The organism is Oleiphilus sp. HI0123 (assembly GCF_001635315.1).
The window spans coordinates 1-10,914 of record NZ_LWGE01000819.1 but is presented as its reverse complement, the minus strand read 5'-3'; the positions used below and the strand labels follow the sequence as shown (position 1 = coordinate 10,914).

11 protein-coding genes are annotated in these 10,914 nt (G+C 44.3%); 10 read left to right on the top strand and 1 reads right to left on the bottom strand.

The genetic code is table 11. The features are described from left to right. The 7 genes from ffh to A3761_RS07145 form a co-directional block, all read left to right on the top strand. On the top strand, positions 1-1,362 hold a 1,362-nt coding region (gene ffh / locus A3761_RS07175; RefSeq protein ID WP_068750033.1), incomplete at its 5' end, for a signal recognition particle protein. Positions 1,363-1,545: 183 nt separating this feature from the next. Then, positions 1,546-1,794, top strand: a complete 249-nt coding sequence (rpsP, locus tag A3761_RS07170) for a 30S ribosomal protein S16 (protein WP_068510835.1) — start codon at positions 1,546-1,548, stop codon at positions 1,792-1,794. Positions 1,795-1,849: 55 nt separating this feature from the next. After that, positions 1,850-2,392 carry a ribosome maturation factor RimM gene (gene rimM, locus A3761_RS07165; RefSeq protein WP_068510833.1) on the top strand — a complete coding sequence of 181 codons (543 nt, stop codon included), beginning with the start codon at positions 1,850-1,852 and terminating at the stop codon, positions 2,390-2,392. Positions 2,393-2,553: 161 nt separating this feature from the next. Continuing rightward, positions 2,554-3,327 carry a tRNA (guanosine(37)-N1)-methyltransferase TrmD gene (trmD, locus tag A3761_RS07160; RefSeq protein WP_068510832.1) on the top strand — a complete coding sequence of 258 codons (774 nt, stop codon included), beginning with the start codon at positions 2,554-2,556 and terminating at the stop codon, positions 3,325-3,327. A 38-nt stretch (positions 3,328-3,365) separates the two neighbouring features. Further along, positions 3,366-3,722: a 50S ribosomal protein L19 gene (rplS, locus tag A3761_RS07155; RefSeq protein ID WP_068509094.1), complete on the top strand. Its 357-nt coding sequence runs from the start codon at positions 3,366-3,368 to the stop codon at positions 3,720-3,722. Positions 3,723-3,812: 90 nt separating this feature from the next. After that, complete coding sequence (gene xerD / locus A3761_RS07150) at positions 3,813-4,697, top strand: site-specific tyrosine recombinase XerD (RefSeq protein WP_068510830.1); 885 nt, start codon at positions 3,813-3,815, stop codon at positions 4,695-4,697. Positions 4,698-4,836: 139 nt separating this feature from the next. After that, on the top strand, positions 4,837-5,553 hold the full coding sequence (locus A3761_RS07145; RefSeq protein WP_068510827.1) for a DsbC family protein: 717 nt from the start codon (positions 4,837-4,839) through the stop codon (positions 5,551-5,553). Between the two features lie 54 nt (positions 5,554-5,607). Here the strand turns inward: A3761_RS07145 and A3761_RS07140 are convergent, their stop codons facing one another. Then, the gene (locus A3761_RS07140; RefSeq protein WP_068507676.1) at positions 5,608-5,820 is read right to left on the bottom strand and encodes a hypothetical protein; all 213 of its coding nucleotides are present in this window, start codon (positions 5,818-5,820) and stop codon (positions 5,608-5,610) included. Between the two features lie 221 nt (positions 5,821-6,041). Here A3761_RS07140 and A3761_RS07135 point away from each other — a divergent pair, with 221 nt between their 5' ends. The 3 genes from A3761_RS07135 (at position 6,042) to recJ (ending at position 10,661) form a co-directional block, all read left to right on the top strand. After that, positions 6,042-7,349, top strand: a complete 1,308-nt coding sequence (locus tag A3761_RS07135; RefSeq protein WP_068554713.1) for a homoserine dehydrogenase — start codon at positions 6,042-6,044, stop codon at positions 7,347-7,349. 63 nt (positions 7,350-7,412) lie between these two features. After that, positions 7,413-8,807 (top strand): threonine synthase, encoded by a 1,395-nt coding sequence (gene thrC / locus A3761_RS07130; protein ID WP_068554714.1) that lies wholly within the window; start codon positions 7,413-7,415, stop codon positions 8,805-8,807. Between the two features lie 96 nt (positions 8,808-8,903). Next, positions 8,904-10,661, top strand: a complete 1,758-nt coding sequence (gene recJ / locus A3761_RS07125) for a single-stranded-DNA-specific exonuclease RecJ (RefSeq protein WP_197470248.1) — start codon at positions 8,904-8,906, stop codon at positions 10,659-10,661. The last annotated feature ends 253 nt before the right edge of the window (positions 10,662-10,914 follow it).

Genomic DNA, 10,914 nt, shown 5'->3' with positions numbered 1-10,914 from the left:
GAAAATCTGAGCGATCGCTTATCAGAGAGTCTTAAAAAAGTTACCGGCAAAGCCCGCTTAACTGAAGATAATATTAAAGGAACTTTGAGAGAAGTTCGAATGGCATTGCTTGAGGCTGATGTGGCTTTGCCAGTCGTTAAACAATTTATTGGGCAGGTTAGAAAGCGCGCGATTGGTTATGAAGTCATGCGTAGCTTATCGCCCGGTCAGGCATTTATTAAGATAGTGAATGCTGAGCTGGTTGAAATGATGGGGGCTCAGTCAGAAGGCTTGAGTTTAAATGCCCAACCTCCGGCTGTTGTTTTGATGGCGGGTTTACAGGGTGCGGGTAAGACTACCTCTGTTGCCAAGCTGGCTCGTTACTTGTCTGAGCGGGAAAAGAAAAAGGTAATGGTTGTGAGTGCGGATGTTTATCGTCCTGCGGCGATCAAGCAGCTTGAAACATTGGCTGGAGAGGTGGGAGCGAACTTCTTCCCGAGCACCACTGATCAGAAACCAATCGATATTGCTAATGCAGCGATATCTGAAGCCAAGAAAACCTTTTGCGATGTCTTGATTGTCGATACAGCGGGTCGATTGGCTATAGATGATGAAATGATGCTTGAGATTAAAGAGTTGCATCAGGCGATTACTCCGGTAGAAACCTTATTCGTTGTTGACTCTATGACGGGGCAGGATGCAGCAAATACTGCGAAGGCCTTTGATGAGGCTCTGCCATTGACGGGTGTTATTCTGACAAAAGCTGATGGCGACTCCCGTGGTGGTGCGGCATTGTCTGTGCGCCATATTACCGGCAAGCCTATCAAGTTTATGGGGATGGGTGAAAAAGTCGATGCATTAGAGCCGTTTTATCCGGATCGTTTGGCTTCTCGAATTTTGGGGATGGGTGATGTTCTGACTCTGATTGAAGAGGCTGAGCGTAATCTTGATAAGAAGAAAGCTGAAAAACTTACTAAAAAGATCAAAAAGGGTAAATCCTTTGATTTAGAAGATTTTCGCGACCAGTTGCAACAAATGAAAAACATGGGTGGTGTTGGTAATTTGCTGGATAAGTTGCCGGGTATGGGGCAGATGGCAGAGGCTGCACAACAGCAAGTTAATGATAAGTCTTTAGGGCAGATGGAAGCGATTATATCCTCGATGACGCCCAAAGAACGTCGCTTCCCTGATACTGTTAACAATTCTAGAAAACGTCGTATAGCGGCAGGTTCAGGTACGCAGATTCAAGATATTAATCGTCTGTTAAAGCAGCACAAGCAAATGCAAAAGATGATGAAGAAATTTTCTTCTAAAGGCGGTATGGCGTCGATGATGAGGGGGATGAAAGGAATGATGCCTCCAGGCGGCGGTGGACCGTTTTAAGTGTTAAGAAAAACTGGAAATCGCAGCAGGGCGCTCTGAATTATTGCGATATTGTAAAAAAACAGAAATTAGTGTTTTCAATTCTAGAGTAATGCTCTAGAATATGCGCCCTTTCGAGCGCCGTCATCCTGCTTTGCGGGTGTGGTGTGGGAATTTTTTAACTGGAATCAGGATTTACAACGAATGGTTACTATCCGTTTATCTCGTGGTGGCTCTAAGAAGCGCCCATTTTATCATCTAACAGTTACAGACAGCCGTTCTTCACGTGATGGTCGTTATTTGGAACGTGTTGGTTTTTTCAATCCTTTGGCACGTGGCCAGGAAGAACGTTTAAGAGTTGATTCTGACCGTGTTCAGCACTGGTTAGATAAAGGTGCTCAGACTTCTGACCGAGTTAAGACACTTTTGAAAGAGTCTGCTAAAGCTGCGTAAGGCCGTTTAAGTAGTCTGGAAAGCTAACATTGATACCGGCTGGAAATAATTACTCATGAGCAAAGCTACAGAAAAAGCTGTAATGGGTAAGATTACCTCGGTATACGGTGTTAAGGGTTGGGTGAAGGTGTTTTCCTATACTCAGCCTAAAGAAAATATTTGCCAATATAAAAATTGGACTCTCGAAGGTGGCAGCAAGAACGGATCGGTAACCGTGCTTAGCTGCAAAGCTCATGGCAATGGTCTGGTCGCCCAGTTAAAGGGGTGTCATGATCGCGATGAGGCTAAGCAGTATTGTGGTTCGTTGATTTCTGTACCTCGAGAAGAATTGCCGGAACTGCCTAGCGGTGATTACTACTGGCATCAGCTTCAAGGTCTGAAAGTATTTGCTTCAGGGTCTGATGTAGAAGAGAAGGTTTTACTTGGTCGTGTTGATCATTTGATTGAAACCGGATCTAACGATGTTTTGGTAGTAAAAAAGTGTAAGGATAGCTTGGACGGTAGGGAGCGATTAATTCCTTACTTGCCAGATCAGGTTGTCTTGGCGGTAGATCTGGAAGCAGGATCCATTGAAGTTGATTGGGATCCGGAGTTTTAGTTTGTAAAGCGCTGATTGCGGTACTTGCGGGGCGTTTTTATATAGGCACTACTTAATCAGTTCTGTAAATCAGTTCTGGCATAAGGGATTAGTTCTTTAAGTGGTGCAAAGATAGAAACTTGCTGGTCAATGTGGTGTGACTGGCTTAGAGATGTGAATGTATGCATTTTGGACTGGTTACGCTTTTTCCTGAAATGTTTCGCTCTCTAGAAGATCATGGTGTCGTTGGGCGGGCAGTAAAGAAAGGGCTAATAGCTCTGGATTATTGGAATCCTCGAGAGTTCACCCATGATAAGCACCGTACGGTCGATGATAGACCTTATGGTGGTGGCCCGGGAATGTTGATGAAAGTGCAGCCTTTGCAGGATGCTATTCACGACGCTAAGGCAAAGATGGTGCAGGACCTAAAGCACGATCAGCCCGAGAAGGTGGTATCACTACGTACTGTATACCTGTCACCTCAAGGACAGCGCCTAGACCATAAGAAAGCTGTGGAACTGGCTGAATATGACGGATTGATTTGCGTCTGTGGTCGATATGAGGGAGTTGACGAGCGCTTAATCGAAGCTGAAATTGATGAAGAAATATCAATTGGTGATTTCGTATTGAGTGGTGGTGAGCTTGCTTCAATGGTATTGCTGGATACCATTTCCAGGTTAATACCTGGGGTATTGGGGCATAGTGAGTCGGCAACCGAGGATTCGTTTGCTAGTGGTTTGTTGGATTGTCCTCACTATACTCGTCCAGAAGTTTTTATGGGTAAGCCGATTCCTGATGTTTTGATGTCGGGTAATCATGAAAAAATTCGCCGCTGGCGCCTTAAACAATCCTTGGGGCGAACATGGCAGCGACGTCCAGAGTTGCTGGACAAAATAGAATTAGATAGCGAGCAGCAGACTCTGTTGCAAGAATTTATTAGAGAAGTGAATCGGTAGGCCTGAGGCTTTAGGTTTATCATTTTTAGGAGTGTAAAATGAGCAGCAAGAATAACATTATCAGCGCCTTAGAAGCTGAGCAAATGACGGCAGAGATTCCAGAATTCGGCCCTGGTGATACAGTCGTTGTTCAAGTAAAAGTTAAAGAAGGTAACCGTGAGCGTCTACAGGCCTATGAAGGTGTTGTTATCGCTAAGCGCAACCGTGGTCTTAACTCTTCTTTCACGGTTCGTAAGATTTCTTACGGTGTTGGTGTTGAGAGAACATTCCAGACTTTCAGTAAGCAGGTTGATAGCATCGAAGTTAAGCGTCGTGGTGATGTTCGTCAGGCTAAGTTGTACTACTTGCGTGAGCTAAGTGGTAAGGCTGCTCGAATTAAAGAGAAGTTGAGCTAAGTTTTAATACTGCTTAATTTATCTTTTAAAAAAGGCAAGTGGCTTTAGGGCGCTTGCCTTTTTTGCTTTCTCCTTGGTGGTGAATGGGTGATGACGTATACAGAGCGTTTTCTTGACACTTTGTGGCTAGAGAATGGGCTAAGTGACAATAGCTTGTCTGCTTACCGATCCGATTTAAAGCAATTTGCTTCGTGGCTCCATAAAAAGCGCACTTTAGAGCTACATCAGGCTGGCGAAAGTGATATCTATGATTATCTATCGGACTGCTTGGAAAGAGGGCTTAAGTCTTCGTCCAGTTCACGCTTATTATCCTGTTTAAGGCGCTTCTACCGCTTTCTAGTGCGCGAAAACATAATCGCCATAGACCCAACACTCAATATAGATAACCCCAAGTTGCCGCGTATGCTGCCCAGTTCTCTTACTGAAGCAGAGGTTGAGAAGTTATTGGCGGCTCCGGACGTTTCTGAGGTGCTTGGCTTGCGTGATAGGGCAATGTTAGAGGTTATGTATGGCTCCGGCCTAAGGGTGTCAGAATTGGTATCCCTGAATTTTGAGCAACTAAATGTCCAGCAAGGCTTAATTCGTTTATTTGGAAAGGGTGGTAAGGAGCGTTTGGTTCCTGTGGGGGAGCCGACCTTGGATTGGCTGGACGAATACTTGTCGAAAGCCAGGCCAGAGCTAGCGGGCTCATCTGGGTGTCACGTCATCTTCCCAAGTTCTCGATCACAGCAAATGACAAGGCAAACATTCTGGCATCGAATTAAAAAGTATGCGATTGAGTCCGGTATTAACAAAAAATTATCACCTCATACCTTAAGACATGCTTTCGCAACTCATCTCTTGAATCATGGTGCAGACTTGCGTGTTGTACAGCTATTACTGGGGCATGGAAATTTGTCAACAACTCAGATTTACACTCATATAGCTAAACAGCGCTTATACGATTTACATCAAGATTTTCATCCTAGAGCCTAGTACTACATAACAAAATGTTAACGATAAGTTCTTGTAGATGAACTTAATTCCGTTTAGCTTGTCATACAAATAATGTTCAATTAAAAAACGGCTTGGTTTTTTGCCAAGCCTTACATAGGTTTTAATTATAGAGGTTTGTATGCGTTTAGTTCGGTATATTATCTGTCTAAGTCTGCTGTTTTCGCTCACGGCGAATGCTGATGAGGCTCAGGTTCGAAAAAGCTTATCCGAGGCAATGCCGGGTTTGAAATTGAGCTCGGTCGAGATGAGTGAGATTGTTGGTATGTACCGGGTTACAACCTACTCAGGTGAAGCTTTATTTGTCAGTTCTGATGGTAAGTTCTTTCTAACCGGTGATCTGTATGCAACGAAGACAGGGCGAATTGAAAACCTGACTGAAAAGCGTCGCGAGACCGCCAGAATTGAGCAAATTTCTTCAGTTCAGGGTAAGGATAAAATTGTATTTCCTGCAAAGGGTGAAACCAAGGCTCGTATAGCAGTATTTACTGATATTGATTGTGGTTATTGCCGTAAGCTTCATAGAGAAATTCCAGCTTTGAATGATATGGGGATAGAGGTTAGTTATCTGGCATATCCGCGTGCAGGTGTTGGGAGTGACTCATATGGTAAATACGTATCAGCATGGTGTGCTGAAGATAAGCTCGAAGCGATGACTGATGCTAAGAATGGTAAGTCAATTCCCGAAAAGACTTGCGCCAACCCTGTACAGGACCAGTATATGTTAGGGCAGGCAATGGGAATAAGTGGCACGCCGGCAATTGTTTTAGAAAGTGGTCGTTTAATTCCAGGTTATTTAAATGCCCAAAAACTTGGGAAAGCGCTTGGTGTTCTATAGTTGCTAGCTAATAAAAAAAGGCCCTCATCGGGCCTTTTTTTATCGCTGTCGAATTTAACACCTAAACCCCTTGTCTTTTCTGCGTGAGTCGCATTCTTTTTTGATGTTGTTGCAGCGCTGAGCTCCGGCTGGAGAAAGTTTGTTGTAGTCACAGTCACGATAAGCTTTTCTAAGTTCCGCGTCACTATAGCCGCTAAAGGCGCCACCACATGAAGAAAGTAAGGTGCTGAAGATAATAAAGCAGATGCCGGTTAAGTATTTAGTCATGGATTTGATTCTTGTTTATTTAAGTTTTCAGAAGTATAGCTGTGAAGAAATGATCTGCTAGTAAAAAATATGCGGGTCTCAAAATAAGTTGTGGTGCCATTCTTTTTCTTTGATGAAAAGGTATACTATGCGCCAAAATATTTTAAGGCTACAGGGTAGCAGCTATTTAGTCGTTGCTTTGCTTTAAGTCAGAATGAATTCGTGATCGTGAGGAATATATCTTGAGCTCCGTTAAGATTGGAATATGTGGTCTAGGTACCGTCGCTAGTGGCGTGATTAATGTCTTGAAACGAAATCAACAGGATATTACTGCCCGAGCAGGCTGTCAGGTTGAGGTGATTCAAGTCGCCTCTAGAAAGCTTAAAGATAATTGTGACCTTAGCGGTATCGAATTTTCGACGAATGTAATGGATGTTGTCAATAACCCTGATGTGGATGTGGTAGCAGAATTAATTGGTGGCTATGATCTTGCTAAAGACATTGTTTGTGCTGCGATTAAAAATGGCAAGCATGTTGTCACGGCTAACAAAGCGCTTATAGCTGAGCACGGAAACGAAATTTTTGCGCTGGCTGCCGAGCATAAAGTAGTTGTTGCCTATGAGGCGGGGGTCGCTGGTGGAATTCCGATTATAAAAGCGCTTCGAGAAGGTTTAGCTGCAAACAAGGTTAATTGGCTTGCGGGTATCATCAACGGTACAGGAAATTTTATTCTTACGGAAATGAAGGACAAAGGGCGAGATTTCCAAGATGTGTTAAAAGAAGCGCAAGATCTTGGTTACGCTGAAGCAGATCCAACCTTTGATGTCGAAGGTATTGATGCTGCGCATAAGTTAACTATTCTGGCATCCGCAGCGTTTGGTGTTCCTTTAGAGTTTGAAAAAGCCTTTACTGAAGGCATTAGTAAAATTGCACCAGCTGATGTCGTTAATGCCCATGCTTTAGGTTATAACATAAAGCACTTGGGTATTACGCGTAAGCATGAAAATGGTTTTGAGCTTCGAGTTCATCCGACGTTAATCCCTCAGGACCAGCTGATCGCTAAAGTCGATGGCGTAATGAACTCGGTATTGGTCGATGGTGATGCGGTTGGTCAAACATTGTACTATGGTGCCGGTGCTGGCTCAGAAGCAACAGCTTCAGCGGTAATTGCGGATATTATTGATATCGCACGAATAGGCGATAATAAAGGCTTTGTACCGGTTCCTTACCTTGGCTTCAGCGCTGACAAGATTCAAGACTTATCGGTACTGCCAATCGAAGAAATATCTTCTGCGTATTACTTGCGTGTTACTGCTGAGGACCACCCGGGCGTATTGGCCAAGATCGCGTCGATTATGAGTGACCTGGGGATTAATATTGAGTCAGTGATGCAAAAAGAAACCGACCGAGAGGGTGATTGCATTCCGCTTGTATTATTGACCCATGAAGTGCAAGAGAAGCAAATTAATACTGCTATAGAGCAGATAGAAGCGCTTGAAACGACAAGAAAAGAAGTCGTGAAGATACGCGTTGAGCACTTTAACCATTAATTAGAAGAACCTGAAGGCAGAGCCTTCTTGTTTACGATAGAAATTTTGCTTGGATAGATAAACGTGAAATATATTAGCACACGCGGCGAAGCGCCCCCTTTATCATTTGAAGATGTTTTGTTGACTGGTTTAGCGCCAGATGGTGGGCTCTATGTACCCGAAACCTTACCTCGTTTTACTCAGGAAGAAATCGCATCCTGGGCAGGCCTTCCATACTCTCAGTTAGCTTTCAATGTTATGTACCCCTTTGTTGAAGGTGAAATTCCTGAAGATGATTTCAGGGACATGGTTGAAAAAACCTATGAGGTGTTTGATCACTCTGCCGTCGCACCTTTAGTGCAAGTGGATGCTAACGAGTGGGTGATGGAGTTATTCCGCGGTCCTACACTGGCATTTAAAGACTTTGCCTTACAGCTACTAGGTCGCTTGTTGGATTATGTGCTTAAGAAAAGAAATGAGCGTGTAGTTATTATGGGTGCGACTTCTGGCGATACTGGTTCTGCCGCGATAGAAGGCTGTAAACACTGCGACAACGTCGACATCTTTATTTTGCATCCGCATAACAGAGTATCGGATGTACAGCGTAAACAAATGACGACGGTATTGGGTGATAACGTTTTCAACATTGCTATTGAAGGTAACTTCGATGACTGTCAGCACATGGTTAAAAACAGCTTTGCTGACCAGTCCTTTTTAGAAGGTACTCGCCTGGTTGCTGTGAATTCAATAAACTGGGCGCGAATTATGGCTCAGATTGTCTATTACTTCAGTGCATCCTTAGCGCTTGGTGGCCCTCATAGGAGTGTTGCTTTTTCGGTTCCAACTGGTAATTTTGGCGATATTTTTGCGGGTTACTTAGCTCGGAATATGGGTTTACCTATTAGTCAGTTAGTTGTTGCTACTAACAAAAATGACATTCTGCATCGTTTTATCAGTGCTAATCACTATAAAATGCAGCCTTTAGAGCACACACTTTCCCCAAGTATGGATATTATGGTCTCAAGCAACTTTGAGCGTTTAATGTTCGACTTATATGGACGCGACGGAAAGGCTTTGGCGAAGCAGATGGCATCCTGGAAAACTGACGAAGGTTCCGTAGAAGAGTATCGCTGGCGTGCTGCCAGAAAGCTCTTTGATAGCTGGTCTCTGAATGATGAGCAAACATGTCAGTTGATTAAGGATGTTTACGAAGAGACTGAATACTTGATTGATCCACACACTGCTATTGGTGTGGGTGCCGCACGCGAGTGCCGCCGTGATGGCAGTATACCAATGATTACCTTGGCTACTGCACACCCTGTTAAGTTTCCTGAAGCTGTCGAGAAGTCCGGGCTTGATGTAGCGCCAGAGCTTCCCCACCATATGAAAGACCTTTATGATAGGGAAGAGCGTTATGAGGTTCTTCCAAATGACATGGCTAAAGTACATGCCTTTGTCGCAAAGCACAGACGCGGCTAAGCATATCTGTGATTAAAAAAGCCGGACGCTGTTCCGGCTTTTTTGTGGCTTATGTAATTCACTTCGTCGGTTCTTACTTTTACCAAACAGGCTCCAATGATGAAAATAGTTAGACGCACGCTCTCGGAAGGGGCTCCGGTGATGGACGGGTTTTCGCCATTATTAAGCCGGATTTATCAGGCGAGAGGGGTGCACAGTGCGAAAGAGTTAAGCTATCAACTTGCTGACCTGGAATCATCATCTTCTCTAAAAGGCCTGAACGAGGCGCTTGAAGTTTTATATAATGCGCTCGTTGCACAGCAGCATATCTTAATTCTTGGAGACTTTGACTGCGATGGTGCGACGAGTACAGCCTTGGCTGTTCTTGTACTTCGAGAGATGGGGGCGAAAGAGTGCTCTTATATTGTGCCCAACCGTTTTGAATTCGGCTATGGCCTGACGCCAGAAATCGTTGACTATGCTGCAAAATTAAAGCCTGACCTAATCGTTACTGTTGATAATGGTATTGCTAGTGAAGCAGGCGTAGAGCGGGCCAAGTCACTCGGTATTAAGGTTTTGGTTACTGATCATCACTTGCCGGGAGATACCCTACCTAAAGCTGATGCAATCGTGAATCCAAATCAACTCGGTTGTGAATTTCCCAGCAAAAATGCCGCAGGGGTAGGGGTTATATTTTATGTTTTAAGTAGTCTTAGAACCTTGCTTAAAAAGAGACAATGGTTTGAACAGAGACAGCTTAAAGAACCCAATATGGCTTCATATCTTGATTTGGTTGCTTTGGGGACTGTCGCTGATCTGGTGGCGCTCGATCACAACAATCGCGTACTGGTTTCCCAAGGGCTTAAACGTATTCGGGCAGGTTATTGTCGTCCTGGAATCAAAGCGCTTTTGTCGCTCGCGGGTAAGGAGTTGTCGGGCGTTAAATCGAGTGATATGGGGTTTATCGTTGGTCCGCGGCTAAATGCGGCGGGTCGCCTTGATGATATGTCACAGGGTATCGAATGCCTATTAGCTGATAGCGAGGTTAGGGCAATGTCTATCGCGCAGCGCCTGGACCAGCTGAATGTCGAGCGCAAGCGCATTGAAGCCGAAATGAAACAGGATGCTGAAGCCCAGGTACAAAGCATTCTGGACAAGTCTACGGAAAGCTTGGCTCTTGAGAACTTGTCGTGGGGGTTGAGCTTATATGAGCCACATTGGCACCAAGGTGTCATTGGGATATTAGCTTCACGTATCAAAGAGCTATTTCATCGGCCCGTAATCGCTTTTGCGCCTGCTAGCGATGATCCGCTGATTCAGAATAGGGAGCTAAAAGGATCTGCGCGCTCTATACCCGGGCTTCATATGCGCGATGCTCTGGACCTGGTATCTAAGCGCCACCCAGAGCTGATTAAAAAGTTTGGTGGCCATGCGATGGCGGCGGGTTTGTCGATTGATGAAGCGAGCTATCCGCATTTTAATGAAGCGTTTGACCAAGTCGTAAGAGAGTTATTGAGGGAAGAGGATATGGAGTCGGTTATCCTTACCGATGGCCCATTGAATGAGTATGAGTCAACAGTTCAGCAAATAAGAGAGCTTGAAGCTGCTGGGCCTTGGGGTCAACGCTTTCCAGAACCTTGTTTTGAAAATACCTTTGAATTGGTACAGAGCAGAGTATTAAAAGAAAAACACCTCAAGCTAGTATTAAAAATGGAAGGTGGTCATGAGTTGTTTGACGCGATTCAATTTAATAGTCCATGGGTAAGTCAGCACTTGCCTGAAATGGCTAGAGTGGTCTTTAAACCGGGAATAAACGAGTTTCGAGGGCGAGTAAGTGTTCAATATATTATTGAGTATTTAGAGCCAGTTTCATGATTATTATCGTAAAAGCAGGCGTTCTTTCTTTGGAATAGAGCTTCGAATTTCTCTTTTACCAATCTATTGCCTATACTTTTTCCATATTTCTTGGACGAAAGAACGAGTGCTATGAAGCAGGAAAGTAAGAAAATTGTTGGCCCTTCAATGAAGCGAAGAGATCCAAGAACGGAACAAATCACCAAAGAACTATCAGAAGATCTTTCAACTAATAAGCATACTCAGCACCAGGATGACTGTGCTAGAGCTGAAC

Bases quoted from the DNA above. Each gene is read 5' to 3' on its own strand.
- rpsP (WP_068510835.1), top strand. From the start codon at position 1,546: ATGGTTACTATCCGTTTATCTCGTGGTGGCTCTAAGAAGCGCCCATTT.
- trmD (WP_068510832.1), top strand. From the start codon at position 2,554: ATGCATTTTGGACTGGTTACGCTTTTTCCTGAAATGTTTCGCTCTCTA.
- xerD (WP_068510830.1), top strand. From the start codon at position 3,813: ATGACGTATACAGAGCGTTTTCTTGACACTTTGTGGCTAGAGAATGGG.
- rimM (WP_068510833.1), top strand. From the start codon at position 1,850: ATGAGCAAAGCTACAGAAAAAGCTGTAATGGGTAAGATTACCTCGGTA.
- A3761_RS07145 (WP_068510827.1), top strand. From the start codon at position 4,837: ATGCGTTTAGTTCGGTATATTATCTGTCTAAGTCTGCTGTTTTCGCTC.
- recJ (WP_197470248.1), top strand. From the start codon at position 8,904: ATGATGAAAATAGTTAGACGCACGCTCTCGGAAGGGGCTCCGGTGATG.
- rplS (WP_068509094.1), top strand. From the start codon at position 3,366: ATGAGCAGCAAGAATAACATTATCAGCGCCTTAGAAGCTGAGCAAATG.
- A3761_RS07140 (WP_068507676.1), bottom strand. From the start codon at position 5,820: ATGACTAAATACTTAACCGGCATCTGCTTTATTATCTTCAGCACCTTA.